23 protein-coding genes are annotated in these 23425 nt (G+C 73.2%); 8 read left to right on the forward strand and 15 right to left on the reverse strand.

The genetic code is table 11. The annotated features are described in order from the left end of the window. Window positions 1-150: 150 nt before the first annotated feature. The 7 genes from ABZ951_RS29780 to ABZ951_RS29810 all read right to left on the reverse strand — a co-directional run bounded on the left by ABZ951_RS29780 (window position 151) and on the right by ABZ951_RS29810 (window position 8255). Window positions 151-1809 (reverse strand): ABC transporter ATP-binding protein, encoded by a 1659-nt coding sequence (locus ABZ951_RS29780; protein WP_344097898.1) that lies wholly within the window; start codon window positions 1807-1809, stop codon window positions 151-153. Then, the gene (locus ABZ951_RS29785) at window positions 1806-2795 is read right to left on the reverse strand and encodes an ABC transporter permease (protein ID WP_344097899.1); all 990 of its coding nucleotides are present in this window, start codon (window positions 2793-2795) and stop codon (window positions 1806-1808) included. Before ABZ951_RS29785 ends, ABZ951_RS29780 begins: the two co-directional genes overlap by 4 nt. Continuing rightward, a complete protein-coding gene (locus ABZ951_RS29790; protein WP_344097900.1) occupies window positions 2792-3859 on the reverse strand; it encodes an ABC transporter permease in 1068 nt (355 codons plus the stop codon). The genes ABZ951_RS29785 and ABZ951_RS29790 overlap by 4 nt, the downstream gene beginning before the upstream one ends. Then, window positions 3856-5580, reverse strand: coding sequence for an ABC transporter substrate-binding protein (locus ABZ951_RS29795; RefSeq protein ID WP_344097902.1), 1725 nt, complete (start codon window positions 5578-5580; stop codon window positions 3856-3858). The genes ABZ951_RS29790 and ABZ951_RS29795 overlap by 4 nt, the downstream gene beginning before the upstream one ends. Window positions 5581-5740: 160 nt before the next feature. Next, on the reverse strand, window positions 5741-5833 hold the full coding sequence (locus ABZ951_RS29800; RefSeq protein ID WP_311775271.1) for an Ms4533A family Cys-rich leader peptide: 93 nt from the start codon (window positions 5831-5833) through the stop codon (window positions 5741-5743). Between the two features lie 108 nt (window positions 5834-5941). Further along, window positions 5942-7138, reverse strand: coding sequence for a DUF3152 domain-containing protein (locus tag ABZ951_RS29805; protein ID WP_361281182.1), 1197 nt, complete (start codon window positions 7136-7138; stop codon window positions 5942-5944). 130 nt (window positions 7139-7268) lie between these two features. After that, the gene (locus ABZ951_RS29810; protein WP_344098095.1) at window positions 7269-8255 is read right to left on the reverse strand and encodes an alpha/beta hydrolase; all 987 of its coding nucleotides are present in this window, start codon (window positions 8253-8255) and stop codon (window positions 7269-7271) included. A gap of 154 nt (window positions 8256-8409) precedes the next feature. Between ABZ951_RS29810 and ABZ951_RS29815 the strand changes: the two genes are divergently transcribed. The 4 genes from ABZ951_RS29815 to ABZ951_RS29830 all read left to right on the forward strand — a co-directional run bounded on the left by ABZ951_RS29815 (window position 8410) and on the right by ABZ951_RS29830 (window position 10297). Next, the gene (locus ABZ951_RS29815) at window positions 8410-8628 is read left to right on the forward strand and encodes a hypothetical protein (protein ID WP_344098094.1); all 219 of its coding nucleotides are present in this window, start codon (window positions 8410-8412) and stop codon (window positions 8626-8628) included. 184 nt (window positions 8629-8812) lie between these two features. Continuing rightward, entirely contained in the window at window positions 8813-9448 is a 636-nt protein-coding gene (locus ABZ951_RS29820; RefSeq protein ID WP_344098092.1) for a TetR/AcrR family transcriptional regulator, read from the forward strand. A gap of 164 nt (window positions 9449-9612) precedes the next feature. After that, window positions 9613-9840 (forward strand): DUF3107 domain-containing protein, encoded by a 228-nt coding sequence (locus ABZ951_RS29825; protein WP_344098091.1) that lies wholly within the window; start codon window positions 9613-9615, stop codon window positions 9838-9840. 178 nt (window positions 9841-10018) lie between these two features. Continuing rightward, window positions 10019-10297, forward strand: a complete 279-nt coding sequence (locus tag ABZ951_RS29830; protein WP_344098090.1) for a hypothetical protein — start codon at window positions 10019-10021, stop codon at window positions 10295-10297. Between the two features lie 71 nt (window positions 10298-10368). Here ABZ951_RS29830 and ABZ951_RS29835 read toward each other — a convergent pair whose 3' ends face one another. Further along, window positions 10369-11151, reverse strand: coding sequence for a ferritin-like fold-containing protein (locus tag ABZ951_RS29835; protein WP_344098088.1), 783 nt, complete (start codon window positions 11149-11151; stop codon window positions 10369-10371). A gap of 514 nt (window positions 11152-11665) precedes the next feature. On the opposite strand from ABZ951_RS29835, the gene ABZ951_RS29840 reads away from it, so the two are divergent. Next, the gene (locus ABZ951_RS29840; protein ID WP_361281192.1) at window positions 11666-14245 is read left to right on the forward strand and encodes a DEAD/DEAH box helicase; all 2580 of its coding nucleotides are present in this window, start codon (window positions 11666-11668) and stop codon (window positions 14243-14245) included. A gap of 126 nt (window positions 14246-14371) precedes the next feature. Further along, window positions 14372-15229, forward strand: a complete 858-nt coding sequence (locus ABZ951_RS29845) for an alpha/beta hydrolase (protein WP_344093654.1) — start codon at window positions 14372-14374, stop codon at window positions 15227-15229. 239 nt (window positions 15230-15468) lie between these two features. Here the strand turns inward: ABZ951_RS29845 and ABZ951_RS29850 are convergent, their stop codons facing one another. Beyond that, entirely contained in the window at window positions 15469-16251 is a 783-nt protein-coding gene (locus ABZ951_RS29850; protein WP_344093656.1) for a VOC family protein, read from the reverse strand. 129 nt (window positions 16252-16380) lie between these two features. Next, window positions 16381-17310: an NYN domain-containing protein gene (locus ABZ951_RS29855; protein WP_344093658.1), complete on the reverse strand. Its 930-nt coding sequence runs from the start codon at window positions 17308-17310 to the stop codon at window positions 16381-16383. A 210-nt stretch (window positions 17311-17520) separates the two neighbouring features. On the opposite strand from ABZ951_RS29855, the gene ABZ951_RS29860 reads away from it, so the two are divergent. Next, entirely contained in the window at window positions 17521-17673 is a 153-nt protein-coding gene (locus ABZ951_RS29860) for a hypothetical protein (RefSeq protein ID WP_344093660.1), read from the forward strand. Window positions 17674-17765: 92 nt separating this feature from the next. On the opposite strand, the gene ABZ951_RS29865 is transcribed toward ABZ951_RS29860, so the two are convergent. From ABZ951_RS29865 to ABZ951_RS29880, 4 genes are all read right to left on the reverse strand, one after another. Continuing rightward, window positions 17766-18371 (reverse strand): MarC family protein, encoded by a 606-nt coding sequence (locus ABZ951_RS29865; RefSeq protein ID WP_344093663.1) that lies wholly within the window; start codon window positions 18369-18371, stop codon window positions 17766-17768. Between the two features lie 147 nt (window positions 18372-18518). Then, on the reverse strand, window positions 18519-19391 hold the full coding sequence (locus tag ABZ951_RS29870; protein WP_344093665.1) for a PHP domain-containing protein: 873 nt from the start codon (window positions 19389-19391) through the stop codon (window positions 18519-18521). 88 nt (window positions 19392-19479) lie between these two features. Then, complete coding sequence (locus ABZ951_RS29875; RefSeq protein WP_344093667.1) at window positions 19480-20136, reverse strand: DUF6758 family protein; 657 nt, start codon at window positions 20134-20136, stop codon at window positions 19480-19482. Window positions 20137-20211: 75 nt separating this feature from the next. After that, the gene (locus ABZ951_RS29880) at window positions 20212-20808 is read right to left on the reverse strand and encodes a suppressor of fused domain protein (RefSeq protein WP_344093669.1); all 597 of its coding nucleotides are present in this window, start codon (window positions 20806-20808) and stop codon (window positions 20212-20214) included. 469 nt (window positions 20809-21277) lie between these two features. Between ABZ951_RS29880 and ABZ951_RS29885 the strand changes: the two genes are divergently transcribed. Further along, a complete protein-coding gene (locus ABZ951_RS29885; protein WP_344093671.1) occupies window positions 21278-22384 on the forward strand; it encodes a magnesium and cobalt transport protein CorA in 1107 nt (368 codons plus the stop codon). Here ABZ951_RS29885 and ABZ951_RS29890 read toward each other — a convergent pair. Beyond that, entirely contained in the window at window positions 22362-23237 is an 876-nt protein-coding gene (locus ABZ951_RS29890) for a DMT family transporter (RefSeq protein ID WP_344093734.1), read from the reverse strand. The two genes, ABZ951_RS29885 and ABZ951_RS29890, sit on opposite strands and share 23 nt — an antisense overlap. Between the last annotated feature and the right edge of the window lie 188 nt (window positions 23238-23425).

The following is a 23425-nucleotide window of genomic DNA, read 5'->3' on the forward strand; positions in this document are numbered from 1 at the left end:
TTGGGGCGCCGGTGTGGGCCCGGCCCGCCCCCGCCCGCGGGGGGCTGCTGGGTGGGGGGGGGGGGGGGGGGGGCGCGGTGGGTTGGCCCGCCCCGCCACCGGAAGGGGTGAACAGACGTGACTTTCCCTGAGATGCGGCGTTGCTTCGCGCTATGCGGCCGCTTCTGCCTCTTGCCCCCGTTGTTCCCCCCGTTCCGCCTGTTCGAGCAGGGGGACGGCGGCCAGCAGGCCCTGGGTATAGGGGTGTGCGGGCCGCTCGTAGACGGTGTCCGCGTCACCCTCCTCGACGATCCGGCCGCCCCGCATCACCACCAGCCGGTCGCTCACCTGGCGGACGACGGCGAGGTCGTGCGCGATGAAGACCAGCGCGAGCCCCAGGTCGCGCTGGAGCTCGCCCAGCAGCCGCACCACCTGGGCCTGGGTGGTGACGTCCAGGGCGGAGACCGGCTCGTCACAGACGATGAGCCTGGGCTCCGGCGCGAGCGCCCGCGCGATGCCGACGCGCTGCCGCTGCCCGCCGCTGAACTCGTGCGGGTAGCGGTGGTACGCGCCGGGGTCGAGCCCCACCCGCTCCAGCAGCTCCCGCACGCGCGCGGCGATCTGCGCGTCGCCCAGCTTCCCGGCGGCGCGCAGCGGGTCGGCGATCGACTCGCCGATGCTGCGCCGGGGGTTGAGCGAGGAGACGGGGTCCTGGAAGACCATCTGCAGCTCGCTGCGGAAGGGCCGCAGCGCGCGGTCGTTCAGGGCGCCGATGTCGCGCCCGCGGTAGCGCAGTGCGCCGCCGGTGGGCTCCAGCAGCCGGACGAGCATCCGCCCGAGGGTCGTCTTGCCGCTGCCGGACTCCCCCACGATGCCGACGGTCTCCCCGGCCCGCACGGTCAGGGAGATGCCGTCCACGGCGGTGACGGCCCGCTTGCCGTGCCCGAATTCCCTGCGCAGCCCGGTGGCTTCGAGCAGGACGGCGTCGTCGGCGGCGCCTCCCCCGAGTGCGCGCCCACCCGATCGGCGGACGTTTATCCGTGGAACGGCCGCCAATAGGTCACGCGTGTACGGCTCGGCCGGCGCGTCGAGCACACCGCGCACCGGTCCCTGTTCGACGGCGCGGCCGTCCTTCATCACCAGCAGCTCCTCGACGCTGCCGGCGGCGACGCCCAGGTCGTGGGTGACCAGGATCAGCCCCAGGCCCGTCTCCGCGCGCAGGTCGCGCAGCAGGTCGAGGATCTGGGCCTGCACGGTGACGTCCAGGGCGGTGGTGGGTTCGTCGGCGACGAGGAGGCGGGGTTCGCAGGCCAGCGCCATGGCGATGAGGGCGCGCTGGCGCATGCCGCCGCTGAACTCGTGCGGGCGGGACCGGGCGCGGCGGGCCGCGTCCGGGATGCCCACCCGGTCGAGGACCTCGGTGGCGCGGGCCCGGGCGGCGCGGCGGGAGGCGCCGCGCCGGTGGACGTGGTGGACCTCGGCGATCTGGTCGCCCACGGCCTGGTAGGGGTCGAGGGCGGAGAGCGGGTCCTGGAAGACCATGGCCGCCACCCCGCCGCGCACACGCCGCAGTGCGGCGTCGTCCGCGCCGAGCACGTCGTGGCCGGCGACGCGCACGGTGCCGGAGACCTCGGCGCCGGTGCCGCGGTGCAGGCCCAGGAGCGCGTACGCGGCCGTGCTCTTGCCCGAGCCGGACTCGCCGACGATGCCGAGGGCCCCGCCGGGGGCGAGGGTGAAGGAGAGCCCGTCGACGGCCCGGACGGGGCCTTCGGCGCCGGGGAAGGCGACGGACAGGCCGGACACCTGGACCAGCGGTTCGGTCGGGGTCATCGCAGGGCCACCCTCCGGTCGGCGACGGCGTACAGCACGTCCGCCACGATGTTGGCGATCACGACGGTGATGCCGGTGACCATCACCACGGCGACGACGACCGGCAGGTCGATCGTCCGGGTGGCGTTGACGAGGAGCTGCCCGATGCCGGGCAGGCCGAACATCATCTCCGTCAGCACCGCGTGGCCGAATATCGACCCGAAGTCGGCCGCCGTCAGCGCGACCACGGGCGCCACGGCGCCGCGCAGCGCGTGCCGCACGACGAGCCTGCGCTCGCTGACGCCGTACGCGCGGAAGGTGCGGATGTGGTCCTCGGCAAGCGTCTCCAGCATCGAGCTGCGGGTGAGCCGGGCGTACTTCGCGGATTCCAGCAATCCGAGGGCGAACCACGGCAGCAGCATGTTCCACGCCCACTGCTCGGGGTCGTCGCCCAGCGGCACGTAGGTCGGGAAGGGCAGCCACTCCAGGTACGCGCAGAAGAGCATGAGCAGCGCCAGTCCGCTGATGAAGACCGGGGTCGCGGTCCCCGCGAGCGTGAGCCAGGTCAGGACGCGTTCGGTCGCCCTGCCGCGCCGCAGCGTGGACAGCAGCCCGGTGCCGGTCCCCAGCAGCAGCCACACGGCCATGGCGCCGGCCGCGAGGGAGGCGGTAGCGGGCAGCCGCTGCGTGATCAGGTCGGTGACCTGCTGGTCGTTCTGGTAAGAGAGGCCGAAGCAGGGGGCTTCGCAGTGCAGCACCCCGGTGCCGGTGGAGTAGTCGTGCCCCACGACGATGCCCTGGAGGAAGTGCCAGTACTGGAGGTACACGGGGTCGTCGAGGGAGAGCTGCTCGCGGACCTGCCGGAGCTGTTCGGGGTTGCAGCGCGGGCCGCACGCCAGGCGCGCGGGGTCGCCGGGCGCGAGGTAGAACGTCGCGTAGACGACGATCGAGAGCACGAGGACGACGGCGAGCGCGCCGAGGGCGCGGCGCAGGAAGTATCCGGTCACGACGCGCCTCCCGGGCGGGGCTCACGGGCGGCCTTGCGGTCGGTCTTGCAGTCGGTCTTGCGATCAGCCTTGCGGTCGGCCTTGCGATCGGTCTTGCCGGGCCTGCCGATCCGCAGCCGGGACGCCTCGCGCGGGTCCAGGGCGGAACGCACCCCGTCGCCGAGCACGGTGAAGGCCAGGGTCGTGACGAACAGCATCAGGGCGGGCAGCAGCACGTACAGGGGATCCGCGCGGAACCACGTCGTGGCGGTGGAGAGCATCTGCCCCCAGGAGGGCGTCGGGGGCTTCACGCCGACGCCGAGGAAGGACATGCTCGCTTCAGCGACGATGTTCGACGGCAGCAGGACGGCCGCGTAGGTGATCACGGGCGCGGCGAGCGAGGGCAGCAGCTCCCGCCGGGCGACGCGCCAGGGGGACGCGCCCGTCAGCCGGGCGGCCGCGACGAAGTCGAGCTTCTTCAGGCTGAGGGCCTGGGCGCGCACGATCCGTGCCATGCCGCCCCAGGCCAGCAGTCCGAGGGCGATGATGAGCAGGACGGGGCGCGGGAAGCCGGCGGGGACGACGGCCATCAGGGCGATGGCGAAGACCAGGATGGGCATGGCCACCATCACATCGGTGACGTGGGAGAGCACGCTGTCGACGAGCCGGTTGCCGAGGGCTGCCGCCAGGCCCACGAAAACGCCGATCAGCACCTGCACGAGCGTCGCGCCGAGGGCGACGAAGAGGGAGACGCGGGCGCCGTAGAGGAGGCGGACGAACAGGTCGCGGCCGGTGCCGGGTTCGACCCCGAGCCAGTGGTCGGCGCTGATGCCGCCGAACGAGCCGACGGGCACGCCGCCGCGCGCCGAGTCGACGAGCGCGTCGTGGTAGGCATTGGGGTCCTGGCCCTCCAGGGCGGCCAGCAGGGGCGCGCCGAGCGCGAGCAGGACGAGCAGGCCCAGCACGGCGGCGGCCACGAGCGCGGACCTGCGCGCCCGCAGCCGCCGCCACACCTGCCGGGCCCCGGAGACGGGCGCGCCCGGCGCGGCCGTCCCCGGATCCGGGGTGACGATGAGGTCCGTCACTTGACCGCGACCTGCGAGACGTCCAGGACACCGGTCCAGTCGCTGATGACGACGTTCTTGACGTCCTTGCCGTAGAGGCGCTTGTAGACCGGGTGGAACAGCGGCACGGTCACCGCCTGCTCGCCGATCGACCGGTCGAGCGCGCCCCAGCGCTTGGCCGCGGCGGCGTGGTCGGTCAGCTTGTTGATCTCGTCGATCTCGTCGTTGACCTTGGGGTCGTCGAGCTGGGCGGCGTTGTAGTTGGAGCCGTCCTTGACGATCTGCCGGCCGTCGAAGATGGGCGCGAGGAAGGGGCCGCCGGAGGGCCAGTCGGCACCCCAGTGGGCGAGGAAGAGGTCCGGCTGGTCCTTGACGCTGTGCGTCTTCTCGTCGTAGTCGTTGGTCTCCAGGCCCTCCAGCTTGACCTTGATGCCGGCCTCCTTGAGGGCCGCCTGGACGGCGGTGGCGATCTCGGGGCTGGTCTCGAAGTCCTGGGCGGTGGAATGGGTGAGCGTGATCTCCAGGCCGTCGGCGTGACCGGCCTCCTTCAGCAGCTCCCTGGCCTTGGCCGCGTTGCCCGTGGGCCCGGCGGGGAAGTGGTCGTAGGGCGTGTATCCGAAGGACTTCTGATGGGGCAGGAAGGTCGTCGCGGGCTCGGCGAGCGAGGAGCCGCCGGCCGCGTTCACCACGCTCGTGCGGTTGACGGCGTAGGCGACGGCCTGCCGGACCCTGGGGTCGTCGAAGGGCTTCGCCTTGGGGTTGAAGGCCAGGTAGTTGGTGTAGCCGAAGTGCCCGGTGCCGACCCGGCCGGCGAGCTTCTTGTCCCGGCCGACCTGGGCGAGTTCGGCCGGCCCGAGGTTGGTGTCGGTGGTCACGGCGGCCGCGTCGGCGCCCTGGCCGCTGGACAGCCGCTGGTTGATGACGGCGGGGGCGAGGCCGGACTTGACGTCGATGGTGTCGGGGTAGGCGTGGCGCTCCTTGTCGGTCTCCTCCGACCAGTGCGGGTTGCGCTCCAGCACCATGTGCTCGCCGTCGCCGGTGTTCTTGACGACCTTGTAGGGGCCGGACGAGACCGGGCGCTCGGCGTACTTCGCGCCGGTGTCCTTGGCCTTGGGCACGGGCGCGAACTGGGTCTGGGTGGCGACGTAGGGGAAGTCGCCCTCGGGCTTCTTCAGGTGGAACACGATGGTCTTCGCGTCCGGCGTCTCGATGGAGTCGAGGCCCTTCTTCTCCTCGTAGGGGCCCTGGTACTTCTCGCCGCCGACGAGCCAGTCGCGCAAGTAGGGGGCCCCGCCGGAGAGTTCGGCGGCGAAGGAGCGCTCGATGCCGTACTTGATGTCGGCGGTGGTGATGGGCGAGCCGTCCTCGTACTTCAGCCCGTCCTTGAGCCGGTACGTCCAGACCTTGGCGTCGTCGCTGGGCGTGCCGGTGTCCGTGGCGAGGTCGGGGACGACCTCGGTGCCCTCGGCGCCGTTCTCGCGGTTGCGGGTGGTGAGCGTGCGGAAGACCAGCGAGGGGATGTTGCCGCCGCCGGAGGTGTACAGGCGGGCGGGGTCGAACTGCTTCTGGGGCGCCCGGTTGAGGACGGAGAGCGTGCCGCCCTTCTTCGGGCCGCCCTCGCCACCACCGCCGCCCTGGGCGTCGCCGCCCTTCTCGGGGCCGCACGCCGCCGCACCACCGAGGAGGACCACACTGACGGCGGCCGCGGCCACGCGGCGGGATATGGCGGAAAGTTGACGCATGACGAAATGAGCCTTTCGCGGGAAGCGAGGGAGGAGGAGAGCACGGAGCACCCGCGGAAGGCGGTGGGGAGAAAGCGCGCCGCAGCGCGGAACCGCCCCCGGCGGACGCGGCGTTGATGCGCGAGGGCGCTACGCGGAAGTACGCGGGGGAAAGGCGGTCTCAGCGACAGAGGATGTCGGCGACTGCGTGCGCGGCCACGCCGATCAGCGCCAGCTCGAAGCCGGCGATCTCGGAGGCGTGGTGGTGCGACATGCGCAGAACACTGAACGAATTTTCGGCCTCTGGCAAAGGTGTCTCGAAAAGCGAGACAATAATGACCACAGACCGAGACAGCGGATCAAGGTACGGCCGGCCGGGACGCTACCTGGGGAACGGCCACGGATTGGCGCGGCAGGTGACGCCGTCCGTCGTCAGGAACTTCGTCTGCTGCATCATCACGGGGGCGAGGGCGCCCTCCTTGAGGCAGCCCTCGTGGTCGCGCCCGAGGCGGTGGCCGACCTCGTGGTTGATCAGCATCTGCCGGTAGGCGTGCATCTCGTCGCCGTAGGTCTGCGCGCCCTGCGCCCAGCGATAGGCGTTGATCATGACCCGGCTGGTCGCGGCGGAGTCGCAGGAGACGTTGTCCACCGTGGTGTCCAGCTCCGACTTGGCGCACCAGGCGGCCGTCGTGCCCGGGCTGGCCAGGGTGATCACGAAGTCGGCCGCACCGGAGGAGACCCGCTCGAAGGTGCGGGCCCCGCCGTGGGCCCAGCTGCGCTCGTCGTTCAGCGTGCGGTGCACGGCGGTGGCGAACAGCACGCCGTCGAGGGGCAGGCCCTTCTCGACGTCGACGCGGTAGCGCCGCACCTCACCCGTGCCGGGGGCCTTGTCGCGGCCGCCCACGGTCTCGAAGTCGCCGGACGCCTGCCCCTTCTCCGCCAGCGGGTACTTCTTCGCCATCTTCTGCTCGTACGTGGCGGGGACCGCCGCGCCGCCGTTGGGCGTGGGCCGGCTCTCCGAGCGGGAAGCGGCGTCCGAACGGATCCGGTCGATGTCCGCCGCCCGCGCCTGCGCCTTGCTCTCGGTGCCGTCCTTGACCTGCCCCGCGACGACGACGGCCAGCACGGCCGTCACCACGGCGGCGGCCACCCCGGTCGCGGCGCGCGCCCGGCCGCTGCCGGGTCTGGGGACGGCGCCGCCCCGGGGGGCGGCGCGGCGCGGCCTGGGCGCGGAGCCGGCGGGGCGCGCGTGGCCGGTGCCCGCGCGGGGCGCGGGGGACGCGGGCGCGCCGCCCTGCCAGTACGCCTCCGGGTGGCCGGGGGCGGCCGGCTCGTGCCGGACGGCCTGGTGACCGGGGGTGCCGGGACCGAGGATGGGTTCGTAGCCGGGCGGCCAGTCGTCGTGCCCGGCGGGCGCCGCCTGGGCGCGCTGCACACCGATGACGCCCCAGCCGACCCCGTGCCCCTGGGTGCCCGCCGCCTCCGCCGCGCCGGCCGTGCCCCTCTCCTTCGGCTCCCTCGGCTCGCCCGGCTCGCCGTACAGCGGCTCCGCGCCCTCCACCGTGAACCCGGGGGCCACGGGCTCCGGGAACCCCTGGGCCCACTGGTCACCCGCGCCGGAGGTGTCGCCTTCCGGGAAAGCCGGGAAGGCCGGGGCAGCCGGGGGCGCGGGGGCGGGATCGGTGGGGCGAGAAGCGCGTGCGCTGTGTTTACCCACGAGGCGTGGCGCTCCGTTCAGCAGTGGCGGCGGTGTCCGCGAGCAGGTCGCGGACGGCACGGGCCACCGCGTCAGGGTCCTCCATCATGGCGACATGTCCTGATTCCACGAGCGTCAACAACCGCGAGTCGCGGAAAGTCTTGCTCGCACGGTGAGCCATGCGGAAAGAGACGAGCTGGTCGCGCATTCCATAGATGAGCAGGGTAGGGGCAAGCACCTTCTCCGCCTGACGCCACAGCGAGTGCTGGCCCCCGAGGGTATACGCGTCGACGAGGCCGCGCGCCGAGCGCGCCATCACCTCCCAGAAGTAGGGGAGCTCCAGCCGCCGCTCGTACTCGGCGACCGCCGCCGCGAAGCCCTCCGGTGTCACCCGTCCGGGGTCTCCGTAACAGAGCGCGAGTACCTCTCGGGTGCGGCGCTCGGGTGTCCAGTCCTTCGTCATCCGCGCGAAGAGGGAGACGACGCCGGGCACCGCGAGCAGCCCGGTGGGCACCGCCGTGCGCTGCGGGCGCAGCTCCGGCAGGGCGGGCGAGACGAGCGTCAGCGTGCGGACCAGGTCCGGGCGGACCGCGGCGACCCGGGTGGCGACCGCGCCGCCCAGGGAATTGCCGAGCAGGTGGACGGGCCCGCGGCCGCTCGCGTCGAGGTGGCGGATGACCACCCGGGCGGCACCGGTGAGGGAGTGGTCGCCGTCCTCCGGTGGCGGTGAGTCACCGAAGCCGGGGAGGTCGAGCGCCTCGCCGTCGACGTGGCCGGCGAGCCGCTCCATGAGCGCGGACCAGTTCTGCGAGGAGCCGCCGAGACCGTGCACGTACAGGGCGGGCGGCAGCCCCTTCCTCCCGGGCGGCCGGGACCGCACGGTGAGCGTGGCCCCCGGCAGGGTCACCGTGCGGATCTTCTCCCCCGGTGCGACCCGCGAAGGCCGGCCGGGCGGCACCACGGGGACGGTGCGGAGATCCGGCGACTCGGTCGAAGACATGCGGGCAATGTTACGAGACGATCACGCCGGGATTCCTGTGGCGGCGGTCACAGATCGCCTGGCGTCACGGGGGCTCAGCTCCTAGGCTCGTACCAAGGAGTACGAGGGCGGCCCGCCGCGCCCTCCCCCGCTCTCCCCCGGGAAGGGGTACCGCATGAGTGTCGACCCGTCCGATCCGGAGACGTTCGAGGACGATCCGGACGCCGTGGAGATCGACGTGGAGGCGCCGGAGGCCGACGCCGCGGAGCAGCACGCCGATCTGGCGCCGCAGCGCGACGACCGCCTGTCGCGCATCGAGCCGGACGCGGCGAACGAGGCGGACGTCGCCGAGCAGGCGCGCGTCGTCGAGCTGGACGAGGACGACTACCGCTGAGCGGGCGCCCGCCGCCCCCCGGAGGCGATCCGGGGGGAGCTGGGATAAATTGTCAGGATTTTGTTGACTTCCCACAGCGTCCGGTACATGAAATTCTCCGCTCCGACCACGCACGGCCCGGTTACCCAAAAGTACGATGGCGGGCGCGGTGCACACCGTGCAGGGAACGATCATGGGAGGCGGCGTGACAGCCATCGAGCAGACCGAGGCGCGGCCGCGAGGCACGCGTCTGCCGCGCCGGGCCCGACGCAACCAGCTGCTGGGCGCGGCCCAGGAAGTCTTCGTCGCCCAGGGCTACCACGCCGCGGCGATGGACGACATCGCCGAGCGCGCCGGCGTCAGCAAGCCGGTCCTCTACCAGCACTTCCCCGGCAAGCTGGACCTCTACCTGGCCCTGCTGGACCAGCACTGCGAGGCCCTGCTGCACGCGGTCCGCACCGCACTCGCCTCGACCTCCGACAACAAGCTGCGGGTGGCGGCCACCATGGACGCCTACTTCGCCTACGTGGAGGACGAGGGCGGCGCCTTCCGGCTGGTCTTCGAGTCCGACCTCACCAACGAGCCGGCCGTGCGCGAGCGCGTCGACAAGGTCTCGCTGGAGTGCGCCCAGGAGATCAGCGACGTCATCGCCGAGGACACCGGCCTGTCCAAGGACGAGGCGATGCTGCTGGCTGTGGGCCTGGGCGGCGTCTCCCAGGTGGTCGCCCGCTACTGGCTCTCCAGCGAGAGCGCCGTGCCGCGCGAGACCGCCGTCCAGCTCCTGACCTCGCTGGCCTGGCGGGGCATCGCCGGCTTCCCCAAGAACGCGCCGGAGCTGTAGCCCCCGGCGCCGGGCCGGGCCCCGTGTTCGCTGCGAGCGTGCAGGGTCCGGCTCGGCTCGCGCCCGTACCGGGCTAGTGTGTGGAACGGACGGCGCGACGGACCGCGCACCCCTCCCCTGGGCTTCGCCATGGGGGGCCCCACATCTTCGGAGGGACAAAAGCCGTGGAGGTCAAGATCGGCGTGCAGCACACGCCCCGCGAGATCGTTCTCGAGAGCGGGCAGTCTGCCGAAGAGGTCGAGCGCGCGGTCACCGACGCGCTCGCCGGCAAGGCACAGCTGCTGAGCCTGGTGGACGACCGCGGCCGCAAGGTCCTGGTCCCGGCCGACCGGCTGGCGTATGTGGAGATCGGCGAGCCGACCATCCGCAAGGTCGGTTTCGGCGCGGCCTGAGCCACAGGCGGACCGCAGAACGAACGGCGGGGCCCCGGTGAGGAATTCACCGGGGCCCCGCCGTCTCGCGTACCCGAGAGGGCGATGCGCGCCAGGGTTGCCGGGCCCGTCCCGGGGGTAGTACGGCTTCGACCGATTTGCACCTGCTCCACGCCCATCAGCACGGGAGGAAGTGACCATGATTCTGTGGGAAGCGCTCGGCTCGGTCCTCATCGGCCTCGCCGTCTCCTACGGAGCCCTGCGCTGGCTGCCCGCCCGCTTCGGACAGTTCCGTGCCCGCAGTCTGGCCCTGGCCACAGGCCCGACCGCCGCGGTCTTCGGTGCTCTGCTCGCCCACTCCGTGCTGGGCCCGGGCCATGCCCCGGCCACGCTCGCGGTATCCCTCGGGGTGTCCGTCGCCCTGCTGTCGGTCCTGCTCCGGCAGGGGGACCGGGCCCGCCGCTCAGCCACGGCTTGAGGCGGGCCCGCCCGGCACCGGGGGCGGCCCGGCCCCACCGCGCGCCCGGCGCGGCGGGGCGGTGCGGCGGGTCAGGCCGCGAGGCCCAGCGCCGCCATCCGCTTCGTGTGCGCCTCGGTGATCCGGGAGAACATCTTGCCGACCTCGGCGAGGTCGAAGCCGTCGGCCACGCCGCCCACCAGCATCGTGGAGAGGGTGTCCCGGTCGGCGACCACGCGCTGCGCCTGCGAGAGCGCCTCGCCCATCAGCCGCCGCGCCCACAGGGCGAGCCGGCCGCCCACGCGCGGGTCGGCCTCGATGGCGGCCCGCACCTTCTCGACCGCGAAGCTCGCGTGGCCGGTGTCGTCCAGGACGGTCAGCATCAGCGCACGGGTGTCCGAGTCCAGGCGGGCGGCGACCTCTCGGTAGAAGTCACTGGCGATCGAGTCGCCCACGTACGCCTTGACCAGGCCCTCCAGCCAGTCCGAGGGCGCGGTCTGGCGGTGGAACTCGTCCAGCGCCGGGGCGAAGGGCTGCATGGCCCCGGTCGGCTCCGCGTCGATGGCCGTCAGCCGGTCGCGCAGCCGCTGGAAGTGCTGGAACTCCGCCGCCGCCATCTTGGCCAGCTCCGCCTTGTCGTCCAGCGTCGGCGCCAGCTTGGCGTCCTCGGCCAGGCGCTCGAAGGCGGCCAGCTCGCCGTAGGCGAGGACGCCCAGCAGATCCACGACCGCCGCCCGGTACTGCGGGTCGGCGGAGGCCCGCGCCCAGTCCTGGGCGGCGATTCCGGTGAGCGCCTCCGTCGGTTCGGGGGCCTGGGCGGCGCCGGCTGCTGCGGCGGTGTTCTCTGGGGTGTCGGGCGTCTCCATGAAGCGCACAATAGCCCGCCCCGCAACCCATGGAAGGCCCTGGTCAGCCAGTTCCTCCGCATCTGTCCGAAGGATTGTCCGGACACGCATGCGCCATTCCGGGGTACAGTGGTATTGCGCCTGCCGAGTATTTCGGCGGGCTGTCCCATGCTGTGTCTTCTGGGGGCGTCTTACGCCCGGCTTCCAGACCTCCAGCGGATGCCCGGTCGGTGGCCCGATCGGCTTCCAAACCCGACCGCCCTCCGCGCGGCGTACGAGACGTACGCACCTGGAGGGATCCGCTCGCGGCACGTGTGCAAGAGCGAAGGCAGTGGTCCCGCGCGTCACCCGGCTTCCCCAGGCCGGACAGTACCCCGGCGCGGTACGCAGACCCCCTTCGCCTCCTGGCGCCGCGTCTCACAGAAGAGGCAAGATCCTGTCCACTTCCATCGCCCCCACCACGTTCCGAGATCTCGGCATCCTTCCCGAGATCGCCGAAGCCCTTGAGGCCGTCGGCATCGTCCACCCCTTCCCGATCCAGGAGATGACGCTCCCGGTGGCCCTCTCGGGCTCCGACGTCATCGGCCAGGCCAAGACCGGCACCGGCAAGACGCTGGGCTTCGGCCTGCCCCTGCTGGAGCGCGTGATCGTCCCCGCGGACGTCGAGTCGGGCCGGGCCACGCCCGAGCAGCTGACCGACGCCCCGCAGGCGCTCGTGGTCGTCCCCACCCGCGAGCTGTGCCAGCAGGTCACCAACGACCTCCTCACCGCCGGCAAGGTCCGCAATGTGCGGGTCCAGGCGATCTACGGCGGCCGTGCCTACGAGCCGCAGGTCGAGGCCCTGAAGAAGGGCGTCGACGTCATCGTCGGCACCCCCGGCCGGCTGCTGGACCTCGCGGGCCAGAAGAAGCTGAACCTCTCGCGCGTCAAGGCGCTCGTCCTCGACGAGGCCGACGAGATGCTCGACCTCGGCTTCCTGCCCGACGTCGAGCGCATCATGATGATGCTGCCGGCCAAGCGCCAGACGATGCTGTTCTCGGCCACCATGCCGGGCGCCGTCATCAACCTCGCGCGGCGCTACATGTCGCAGCCCACGCACATCCGCGCCGCCGCGCCGGACGACGAGGGCCAGACCGTCGCCAACATCAAGCAGCACATCTTCCGCGCGCACAACATGGACAAGCCGGAGATGGTCGCCCGCATCCTGCAGTCCGAGGGCCGCGCGCTCGCGATGATCTTCTGCCGGACCAAGCGGACGGCCGCCGACATCGCCGACCAGCTCGCCCGCCGCGGCTTCGCCTCCGGCGCGGTCCACGGCGACCTCGGCCAGGGCGCCCGTGAGCAGGCGCTGCGCGCGTTCCGCAACGGCAAGGTCGACGTGCTGGTCTGCACCGACGTCGCCGCCCGCGGCATCGACGTCGACAACGTCACCCACGTCATCAATTACCAGACCCCCGAGGACGAGAAGACCTACCTGCACCGCATCGGCCGCACCGGCCGCGCGGGCAAGTCGGGTACGGCCATCACGCTCGTCGACTGGGACGACATCCCGCGCTGGAAGCTGATCAACAAGGCGCTGGACCTGCCGTTCGACGAGCCGGAGGAGACCTACTCCACCTCGCCGCACCTGTACGAGCTGCTGAACATCCCCGCCGGCACCAAGGGCATCCTGCCGCGCACCGAGCGCACCCGCGCCGGGCTCGCCGCGGAGGAGATCGAGGACCTGGGCGAGACGGGCGGCCGCGGTGGCCGTGGCCGCGGCCCGAAGCCGGCGTCCGCGCCGGTGGCCGAGGAGCGCCCGGCCCGCACCCGCGCCCCGCGTCAGCGCCGCCGCACCCGTGGTGGCGCGTCGGGCGGCGCCGAGGCGGCCGCGCAGGCTCCGCTCGCTCCCGCCGCCCCGGTCGCCCAGCCGTCGGCCGGGGGTGCCCCGGAGACGCCGGCCAAGCCGCGCCGCCGCCGGCGCACCCGCAACAGCGCCGGATCGGGCGCGGCCGTGACGGCCGTGGCCGCCGAGCGCACGGTGGTGGACGAGGCGGTGGCTCCGGTGACTCCGGCGGCCGAGGTCTCCGCACCGGCTGCCGCGCAGGTCGCGGAGGTTCCGGCCCAGCCGCGCCGCCGCCGTGCGCGGACGGCGAAGCCGGCCGCCGCGCTCCCGCCGCTGGAGGCGTTCCAGCCCCCCGTGGTGGACGACTTCCAGACCGCCGTGGTGATGGAGCAGGCTCCGGTCCGGCCCAAGCGCGCGCCCCGCGTGCGCAAGGCCGCCGTCGCCCCGGTCGAGGCCGCTCCGGTCAAGGCCGTGGAGGCCCCTGCGGTCACCGAGATCGCCGAGGTCGCCGAGGTCAAGCCGAAGCGCGCCACGCGGGCGAAGAAGGCCGTCGCCCCGGTGGAGGCTGCTCCGGTCGAGGCCGCTCCGGTCGAGGCCGCTCCGGTGGAGGCCCCCGAGGTCACGGAGGCCCCTGAGGCCGCCGTCACCGCTGAGGCCAAGCCGAAGCGGGCCAGCCGCGCCAAGAAGGCCGTCGCGCCCGTCGAGGCCACCGAGGTCACGGAGCCCGCCGCCGAGGCCAAGCCCAAGCGGACCCGCGCCAAGAAGGCCGCCGCCGCGGTCGACACCACCGAGGCCGCCGAGGCCCCGGAAGCCCCGGCCAAGCCCAAGCGCGCCAGCCGCGCCAAGAAGGCCACCGCCCCCGTGGAAGCCGCCGAGGCCCCCGCCGCGGAGGCCGTCGAGGTCGCCGAGGTCAAGCCGAAGCGCGCCACGCGGGCGAAGAAGGCCGTCGCCCCGGTGGAGGCCCCCGAGGTCACGGAGGCCCCCGAGGCCGCCGTCACCGCTGAGGCCAAGCCGAAGCGCGCCAGCCGCGCCAAGAAGGCCGTCGCGCCCGTCGAGGCCACCGAGGTCACGGAGCCCGCCGCCGAGGCCAAGCCCAAGCGGACCCGCGCCAAGAAGGCCGCCGCCGCGGTCGACACCACCGAGGCCGCCGAGGCCCCGGAAGCCCCGGCCAAGCCCAAGCGCGCCAGCCGCGCCAAGAAGGCCACCGCCCCCGTGGAAGCCACCGAGGCGCCCGCCGCGGAGGCCAAGCCGAAGCGCACCCGCGCGCCCAAGGCCGCCAAGGTCACCGCGGAAGCCTGACGCACCACCGCCCGACGGCCGGTCGCCCCGCGAGGGGTGGCCGGCCGTCGGCATACCCGCGTCCGGTCGCCGCCCGTACGGGGCTCCGGCACCGGTGGCCCCCGGCCCTCGCGTTAGCCTCGTGGCATGAGCAGGCCGCCCTTCCTCACCTTGCCCGCGTGCGCCCGCGCGTACCGCCTCGCCACCTCGCGCGGGGAGTTCGCCGTGCACGACGCCGTCCCGGCCGGGGCCGGGGGGCCCGCCCCCACCGTGCTGCTCGTCCCGGGGTTCACCGGCAGCAAGGAGGACTTCATCGCGCTGTTGGAGCCCCTCGCGGCCGCCGGGTACCGGGCCGTGGCGGTCGACGGGCGCGGGCAGCACGAGAGCGGCGGTCCGCGCGAGGAGAGCGCTTACGCCCAGGACGAGTTGGCCCGGGACGTCCTGGCGCAGGCGCAGGCCCTGGGCGGGAGCGTGCATCTGCTCGGCCATTCGATGGGCGGGCTGGTCGCCCGCGCCGCCGTGCTCCAGGACGCCGCGCCCTTCCGTTCGCTGACGCTCATGAGCTGCGGCCCTGCCGCGATCTCTCCGCCGCAGCAGGCCCGTACCCGCATGCTGATCGACGCCCTGGGCGAGCTGGACATGGAGGGCGTCTGGCAGGAGATGCGGAGGATGGACGCGGAGGCCGCGCCCGCCGAGCCGCTCCCAAACGCGCTCGGAGCGTTCCTGTACGACCGCTGGATGGGCACGCTTCCCGAGCAACTCATCGCTGCCGGGCGGCAGTTGACCCAGGAGCCGGACCGCACGGGGGAGCTCGCCGAGGTGCCGCTGCCGGTGCACGTGGTGTCCGGCGGCGAGGACTACGCCTGGCCGGTTCCGTCGATCGACGCGATGGCGAAGGAGCTGTCGGCGGCGCGCACGGTCGTCGACGGCGCGAGCCACTCCCCCAACGCCGAGCGGCCGGCCGCCACGGCGGAAGCGCTCGTGCGCTTCTGGGACCTGGCCTGAGCGTGGGCCCTGGCGGGCCGCCGGGCAGGGGTCCGACGGGCCTTCGGCTGCGGTCCCGCCGTTGGAGCCTGCGGCGGCGAGCGCCCTGCGGGCGCGTCCTCAATCTCCCCCAGCTACCTCCCCCAGCTACCGCTGGGGGTGCCCCCAGGGGGTGCCCCCGGACGGGCTGAAAAACTCGTCCGGCGCCTGAGGGCACCGCCGCGCAGCGGAGATGCATCCCGCACTCCCGCCCGACAGCGCTAGCCGCGCGCGCCGGTCACCGTGAAGAGCCCGCCCTCGCAGTCGCGCAGGGACGCCTCGCGGCCCACCCATGAGTCGTGGGGCGCGGCGGCGACCGTGCCGCCCGCCGCGAGGGCCGCCTCCACCGCCTTCTCGACGTCGTCGACGCAGAAGTACACGTGCCAGCGCGGCCGGATCTGCGGGTCGGGCGCGGCCTCGATCCCGCCGCCGCGCAGACAGGCCACCGTGTGGCCCTGGCCGCGGACCATCACCGCGTCGTCCTCGTAGCGGACCTCGCAGCGGTCCGGGCGCCCGGTGGCCCACTCGAAGACCTCGCCGTAGAAGATCGCCGAGGCGAAGGCGTCGCGGGTGCGCAGCTCCAGCCAGGCGGGGGCGCCCCTGTGCCCGATGCTCCACTCGCGCAGGGTCTCGCCCTCCCAGAAGCCGAAGACGGCCCCGGCCGGGTCGGCGGCCAGCGCGGCCCGCCCGTGGCCGACCGAGAGGGGACCGACGGCGACGGTCGCGCCGCGCTCCCGGATCCGGGCGGCCACCGTGTCGGCGTCCTCGACGGCGAAGTAGGACGTCCAGGAGACGGCGACGCCCATGGAGCGGGCGACGTTGCCGATGCCGGCGACCGGCTTGCCGTCCATCAGGGCGACGGAGAAGTCCTCGCCCAGGGTGCCGGGGCGGAAGGACCACCCCATGACCGCGCCGTAGAACTCCTGCGCGGCGGGCAGATCGCCGGTCAGCAGACTCACCCAGCACGGCGCGCCCGGCAGGCCACGGTCGGTGGTGGCCGTCATGGCCGATCGCCTCGTTTCTGTTCCGGTTGCGGCACTCGGGGGTGGCCGCGCACTCGGGGCGCGGCCACCCTCAGTCAGGGTTCCACTCACGACCCTTGTCCGCATTCCGGCGCGCGCACACCTTCCGCTTCAGTACTGGGTGCGCAGGTGGTCCCAGAAGCCGTCCCGCAGCGCGCGGCGCAGATCCGCGTGCCCGCGCAGCGAGAGACCGAGCAGGGCCTCGGCCTCGACCAGCAGTTCCTGGTCCACTCCGCCGGGCAGGTAGGGGTGGCCGGGCAGCAGCTCGGCGAGGGAGTCGCGGCCGCGGGAGCCCAGCCACTGCGCGGCGACCTGGGCGCCGACGAAGCGGACGTCGTCGCGGCCCGGCGCGGGGCCCGGGTGGGCGGGGGCCTCGCCGTAGGGCTCGTAGGCGGCGCGCCGGGTGACGTACGGCTTGCAGAACTCCAGGTCGAAGGTGCGCTGGCTGTCGACTTCCCACAGCAGGGGCTCGGCCTGGTTGCGCCCGCCGCCGGCCTCGATGCCCCAGAGGTGGACGCGGGCGCCGTAACCCTGGGCCGCTTCGACGGCCGAGACGAGGTCCTCGTCGCCGCCGATGAGCGCCGCGTCGCTGATGGCGCGGTGGCGGGCGAGGGATTCGAGGTCGGTGCGGATGAGGGAGTCGACGCCCTTCTGCTGGTTGTTGGCGTTGAGGTTGCCGAGGCGGACCTTGACGTCGGGGAGTTCGGCGATGCTCTGCTGCTCGGCGGTGTGGATCCGGCGGCGGGCGCCGTCGTACCAGTAGACGCGGAGGAGCCGGCTGTCGGGGAAGATCGTGCGGGCCTTGTCGATGAAGGCTTCGATCAGCCCTTCGGCGTCGAGCTCGAAGGTCCGGCGGTCCTCGGTGCCGGTGACCAGGCGGCCGGCCGCGGCGTAGACGTAGCCGGCGTCGACGAAGATCGCGTGGGTCGAGGGGGTGGTGGCGACCTCGGCCAGGACGCGGGTGAGCAGTTCGTTGGTGCGCTCGACGCCGGCGGCGAGGGCGGCGAGGTCCGGGAGCTGTGGGGGCTGTGCGGCAGTCATGGGCGGGATCCCAGGGGTCCGGTCGGTCACGCAGTACGCATGCGGCGGCGCACTGAACGTCGATAATTAGTCATGTTAAAAATTTCCTTAGCGTAGGGAATGTTTGTCGGGGTCTCCTCGTTGGACACATATGGGAACACGCCGCACCGTCGCGGCGTGTTCGCCCACTCATGGAGTTCTCCTCAGGAGGATCAGACGAAGGGAGAAGCCTTGCGCTTCGAGATCATGCGACTGGACGACATCGACGGCGCCGCCGTCGACAGCACCGTCGTGGACGCCGCCTCCGTCAACCGGATCGTGCAGCAGGCCGCCTCGATAGGCCAGCGCATCTATATCCGCCCGGCCGACACCACGGCCCGGTAGCGCGCAAGATTTCCCCCACGAGAACACCCCCGTACGGGACCGTACGGGGGTGTCGCGCGTCGGCGGCGGAGCCGCGCCGGGGGGCCGTGGGGTCAGTGACCGTCGATGACCTGGGTGATGCCGTTGATGATCTGCTGCACGGCCAGGGCGGAGAGCATCATGCCCGCGAGCCGCGTCACCAGCACCACACCGCCGTCCTTGATGACCCGGATGATCAGCAGCGAATAGCGCATCACCAGCCACAGCACGATGTGCATGGCGGCGATCGCGCACCACACCGACACCTGCGCGGCGGCCGAGTCGGCGTGCTGCACCGCGAGGATCACCGAGACGATGGCACCGGGTCCGGCCAGCAGCGGCATGCCCAGCGGCACGAGCGCGACGTTGACGTCCTTGGTCTGCTTCGGCTCCTCCGACTTGCCGGTCAGCAGGTCCAGCGCGATGAGCAGCAGGAGCAGCCCGCCCGCGATCATCAGCGCGGGGGTGGTGATGTGCAGGTAATCCAGGATCTGCTGGCCGCAGATGCCGAAGACGGCGATGACGCCGAAGGCGACGGTGGCCGCCTGCCAGGCCATTTTCCGCTGGATCTTGGCCGGGCGGCCGGAGGTGAGGGCGAGGAAGATCGGCGTGATGCCCGGGGGGTCCATGATCACGAAGAGCGTGAGGAAGAGCGAGCCGAAGACAGCGATGTCGAACACAGTGAGGGCCTTGCGAGAGTGGTGCGAGCAGGAGCGGAGCGCCCGCCGGGCCGGTGCGGACGCACGGGCCTGCGGGCAGGAGTGCCCGGGCCCCGGCCCGCGCCGGTACGGCACGGGACACGGGCACGGGCCCGGGTGGGGTGAGGGTCAGCCGCCGGCGCCGGGGACGGGGAACGCGCCCGTGGCCCGGCGCGTGATCTCGCCGTAGATTTCCGGGTCGGTCGTGAACTCGCCGAGGCCGCAGGTCTTCCGGCTGCCGTGGTAGTCGCTGGAGCCGGTGGTGAGGAGGGAGAGGTCGGCGGCGAGGCCGCGCAGCCGGGCGCGGGTGGCCTCGTCGTGGTCCATGTGGTCCACCTCGACGCCGTCCAGACCGGCCGAGGCCAGCTCGGCTATCCCGGCCTCGGAGACGCAGTTGCCACGCTTGAAGGCGAGCGGGTGCGCGAGGACGGTGACCCCGCCCGCCGCCTTGACCAGGCGGATCGCGTCGAAGGGGTCGAGTTCGTGCTTCTCGACGTAGGCCCGGCCGTCGCCCGCGAGCCAGTCGGGGGTGAAGGCGTCGGAGACGGTGTCGATCACGCCGAGCTCGACCATGGCGCTGGCCACGTGCGGCCGGCCCACGGCGCCCCCGGCGGCGAGCTGCGCCACCCGCTCCCAGGTGACCGGCACGCCGAGCTCGTTGAGCTTGGCGACCATGGCACGGGCGCGGGGCACGCGGTCGTCGCGGACGAGCTCCCGCTCGCGGGCGAGCTCCGGCTCCAGCGGGTCGAAGAGGTAGGCCAGCATGTGCACGCTGAAGCCGTCCGGCCCGGCGAACCGGCAGGAGAGCTCGGCACCCGTGACGAGGGTGAGGTCCCGGTCGAGGCGCGCCAGCTCCGCGACGGCCTCGGCGTGGCCGCCGACACCGTCGTGGTCGGTCAGCGCGACGACGTCCAGCCCGGCGGCGGCCGCGTTGCGGACCAGCTCGGCGGGGGTGTCCGTGCCGTCCGAAGCCGTGGAGTGGGTGTGCAGGTCGATGCGCACGACACGGCCTCCTCGGCGGGACGGGTACGGACAGGACCGGTTCAGGATAACCGTCGTTCGAACACCGGCCGCCCGCCCCGGCGGGCCGTCACCGCGGGCCGGACCCCGGGGGCAGCAGCCGCGGGGTCAGCGCGCCGCACGGCAGCAGGTCCACCTCGGCGCCCGCGTCGCGCAGGTCGGTGAGGACGAGCTCGTCGTAGATCAGCAGGCCCGACCGCTCCGGCCAGACGATCGCCCACAGCCACAGGCCGCGGGCCTCGCCCGCGAAGACGGCCCGGTCGTCGGGCGCGCCCGCCAGGTGCCACAGGGGGGTGGGGCGGCCGGCCGCGTGGACCTTCGCCTCCGGGGGGCGGTTCGCGGAGATGTAGGGGCCGGGATCCGGGCCGGCCATGCCCGCGTAGCGCGCGCCGAGGCCGACGCCGAGCTCCTCCGCCACCAGCAGCAGCTCACCGGGGCCGCCGAGCGGTGCGGGGCCGGAGCAGGCGACGGCCGTGGCGCGCCCGCCGCTGCGGTCGTCGCCGGCGCTCACGACACCGGTGAACAGCCAGCCGACGGGCAGCGGCCAGGGCATCCACACCGGGACCCGGGCGCGGCCCACGACGACCGACAGCGCCTCGACGCTCGGCGGGACGACCGGCTGCAGGGGGTGCACGGTGCCGTGCGCGGAGCACTGCCAGGAGTCGGCGAAGAGACCGGGCGCGCGCACCCGGCCACCGCACTTCGGGCAACTGGGTTCGCCCCTCATAAGGCTTAACGGTCCTCCTGGGCCGCCGCCGCGTCAAGGACGATCACCCGTCCGGGGCGCCGCCGCCCCGCCGCGTCACCCCAGGGACACCCCGGAGCGCAGCGGGTCCCGCAGGTCGGTGCCGTGCCGCAGCCAGCGCTCCTCCAGCGCGGCGGCGCCCTGGACGCGCTTCCACGCCGCTTCGTTCGCCGTCATCGGCAGCAGGGGGAGGAAGCGGACGGGGTCCATCGGCTCGTCCAGTGCGAGGTCCTCGACCAGGCCGCCGGACTCCGCGACGAGGACGGAGGTGAAGGGCGCCCCCGGCCACAGCGGCTCGCCGGTGTCCAGCGACGCGCCCGGCGCCACGACGACCCCCTCCACCTGGGGGGACGCGGCGAGGACGGCCAGCGGCCGGAGCACCTTGTCGGTGTCGGCCCGGCCGGCGCGGACGGTGAGGACGAGCTCGGCGCGGGGGCCGCGCACGGGGTCGGCGAGGGCGGCCGTGGGGTCGGCCATCGGCTGGGCGGACATCCCCAGGGTGGCGTAGCGGACGACCGCGCCGCCGCCGTCCGGAGCAGTGAAACGGAGGACTTCGATCCGGTCGGTGCCGAGGAAGGTCACCGCGGCGCGCGCGTCCGGTTCGCCCAGGGCTGTCCGCAACCGGGCTTCGACCAGTGCGAGAACGTCTGACATGCAGCGAGCATAGAACGCGTATCGAACGGGCAAAGGAGGGTATTGACGGGTCAAGTGGCTGCTAGCCTTGACCTCTGGTCAGGGAGTTACGTTCGTCCCCCAGCGGGGACCGGCCGGAGGAGGTGGGGCTGCGGTGGATCCTAGTCGACCGTGCAGTACCGGTAGTTCTCCCGTCCCCCCGCTCCGGACGCGCCCCTTGTGATCTGAAGCCTTCCGTTACCGGCCCTTCCCGCCGGGACATCTTCCGGAAGTCCTTCCGCGCCCGCAGCTCTTGACGGAAGAGCGCCTTCGTCTCGCTTTGTTCCGTGTTCTCTGCGATGTTCTTGCGCACAGCCGTCAGTCCCCCGCACCGCGCGAAGCGCCGCCCGATTTGCGGACGTGTCCCTGGTAAAGCGGCACCACGTCCCCGTTCCGGGCAGCGTTGCGCCACGCCTGCGTGACTGGCGGCCGGCCCGTGAAGGAGCCTGCCATGTCGATGATCCGTGACCTGCGCGCCGCCGTCCGCCCCACCCTCCGCCGGGGTGCCGCCCCGTACGAGTACGACACCACTCGTGACCCCTCCACCAGCAGCGCCGTCGTGGACTGCGCCGTCTACCGCGACGGCAAGCGCGCGAGCGACCACGTCTCCCCCGCCGAGGCCATGCGGCGCGTGCGGACCGAGGGCGGCTTCGCGTGGATCGGGCTGCACGAGCCGACGGAGCGTGAGTTCTCCGGCATCGCCAAGGAGTTCGGGCTGCACCCGCTCGCCGTGGAGGACGCCGTCCACGCCCACCAGCGGCCCAAGCTGGAGCGCTACGACGACACCCTGTTCACCGTCTTCAAGACCATCCACTACGTCGAGCACGCCGAACTGACCGCGACCAGCGAGGTGGTGGAGACCGGCGAGGTGATGTGCTTCACCGGCCGGGACTTCATCATCACCGTGCGGCACGGCGGCCAGGGCTCGCTGCGGGCGCTCCGCCACCGCCTGCAGGACGACCCGGAGCTGCTCGCCAAGGGCCCCTCGGCGGTGCTGCACGCGATCGCCGACCAGGTGGTCGACGGCTACATCGCCGTTGCCGACGCCGTGCAGGACGACATCGACGAGGTCGAGATCGACGTCTTCTCGGCGCCCAGCAAGGGCTCTTCGCGCGGTGGTGACGCGGGCCGCATCTACCAGCTCAAGCGCGAGGTGCTGGAGTTCAAGCGGGCGGTCACCCCGCTGATGCGGCCGATGCAGCAGCTCAGCGAGCGGCCCATGCGGCTGGTCGACCCGGACATCCAGAAGTACTTCCGCGACGTCGCCGACCACCTCGCGCGCGTCCACGAGCAGGTGGTCTCCTTCGACGACCTGCTCAACTCCATCCTTCAGGCCAATCTCGCCCAGGCGTCCGTCGCGCAGAACGAGGACATGCGCAAGATCACCTCATGGGCGGCGATCTTCGCCGTGCCGACGATGATCGCGGGCATCTACGGCATGAACTTCGACGTCATGCCGGAGCTCCGCTGGAAGTACGGCTACCCGGCGGTCCTGGCCGTCACGGTCACGATCTGCTTCGCCATCCACCGCGGATTCAAGCGGAACGGCTGGCTCTGACGCGCCGCGGCCGGTTCCCCGGCCGGTCCGCCATGATGACGAGCGCCAGCCCGGCCAGGATGACCGCCAGCGCCGGATAGGCGGCGACCGGCGGCAGCTGGCCCAGCCACAGGGCGGCGATCAGGGCCGCGCCGGGCGACTCCAGCAGGATGGCCGTCGAGGTGACGGACGGGCCGAGGCTCTTGACCACCCGGTTGATGAGCGAGTGGCCGAGGAGCTGCGCGGTGACCGTCAGCACGGCCAGCGCGAGCCACGTCCGTCCGCTGTAGCCGCCGAGCGCGGCACCGCTGACCAGGCAGGTGACGAGCAGCAGCACCGCGGTCGTGAAGTAGCAGACGTAGGTGTACGCGACCGTGCCCACCGTCCGGCGCACCTCCGCGCCCAGCAGGACGTACCCCGCGGCCGCCATGCCGGCCCCGAGGGCGAGGGCGTCGCCCGCGAGCGCGCGCGGGGAGACGGCGAGGTCGACGCCCGTCAGGATCACCACGCCGAGGACGGCGAGCGCGGTGCCCGCCCACACGAGCGCGGGCGGGCGGTGGCCCCGCAGGCGCAGCAGGAGCGTCGTCCAGATCGGCGTGGTCGTCACCAGCGCCGTCGAGGAAGCGACCGAGGTCATGTGCAGGCTCGGCAGCCACATCGCGAAGTGCACGGCCAGCAGCGCGCCCGCGGCGACGGCCAGCAGGAGCGGCCGGCGGCCCAGGCCGCGCAGCTCACCGCGGTGCCGCAGCAGGGCGAACGGCGTGAGCGCGCCGACGGCCATGGCGTTGCGCCAGAAGGCTATGGCCAGGGCCGGGGCGGCTATGGAGGCGGTGAGCGGGGCGGAGAGGGACACCCCGGCGATGGCGACGGCCAGGAGGGCAACGTCCGTACGGACGCTCGCGGACGCCCCCGCGGTGGGGAGGGCGGCGGCCTCACTTCGGGTACGGGTGGTGGTCACCGCCCCAGCGTAGGCCTGCCGGCGGTCGGGTCCTGCACCACCGCTGCGCGGCGGTGTCCTCAAGCGCCGGACGGGCTGGTAGTGGCTGAGCTCAGCCACTACCA

The organism is Streptomyces sp. NPDC046215, assembly GCF_040646215.1.
Lineage (GTDB): Bacteria > Actinomycetota > Actinomycetes > Streptomycetales > Streptomycetaceae > Streptomyces > Streptomyces stramineus.

Bases quoted from the DNA above. Each gene is read 5' to 3' on its own strand.
- ABZ951_RS29780 (WP_344097898.1), bottom strand. From the start codon at position 1,809: ATGACCCCGACCGAACCGCTGGTCCAGGTGTCCGGCCTGTCCGTCGCC.
- ABZ951_RS29795 (WP_344097902.1), bottom strand. From the start codon at position 5,580: ATGCGTCAACTTTCCGCCATATCCCGCCGCGTGGCCGCGGCCGCCGTC.
- ABZ951_RS29800 (WP_311775271.1), bottom strand. From the start codon at position 5,833: ATGTCGCACCACCACGCCTCCGAGATCGCCGGCTTCGAGCTGGCGCTG.
- ABZ951_RS29810 (WP_344098095.1), bottom strand. From the start codon at position 8,255: ATGTCTTCGACCGAGTCGCCGGATCTCCGCACCGTCCCCGTGGTGCCG.
- ABZ951_RS29815 (WP_344098094.1), top strand. From the start codon at position 8,410: ATGAGTGTCGACCCGTCCGATCCGGAGACGTTCGAGGACGATCCGGAC.
- ABZ951_RS29830 (WP_344098090.1), top strand. From the start codon at position 10,019: ATGATTCTGTGGGAAGCGCTCGGCTCGGTCCTCATCGGCCTCGCCGTC.
- ABZ951_RS29840 (WP_361281192.1), top strand. From the start codon at position 11,666: ATGACGCTCCCGGTGGCCCTCTCGGGCTCCGACGTCATCGGCCAGGCC.
- ABZ951_RS29845 (WP_344093654.1), top strand. From the start codon at position 14,372: ATGAGCAGGCCGCCCTTCCTCACCTTGCCCGCGTGCGCCCGCGCGTAC.
- ABZ951_RS29850 (WP_344093656.1), bottom strand. From the start codon at position 16,251: ATGACGGCCACCACCGACCGTGGCCTGCCGGGCGCGCCGTGCTGGGTG.
- ABZ951_RS29855 (WP_344093658.1), bottom strand. From the start codon at position 17,310: ATGACTGCCGCACAGCCCCCACAGCTCCCGGACCTCGCCGCCCTCGCC.
- ABZ951_RS29875 (WP_344093667.1), bottom strand. From the start codon at position 20,136: ATGAGGGGCGAACCCAGTTGCCCGAAGTGCGGTGGCCGGGTGCGCGCG.
- ABZ951_RS29880 (WP_344093669.1), bottom strand. From the start codon at position 20,808: ATGTCAGACGTTCTCGCACTGGTCGAAGCCCGGTTGCGGACAGCCCTG.
- ABZ951_RS29885 (WP_344093671.1), top strand. From the start codon at position 21,278: ATGTCGATGATCCGTGACCTGCGCGCCGCCGTCCGCCCCACCCTCCGC.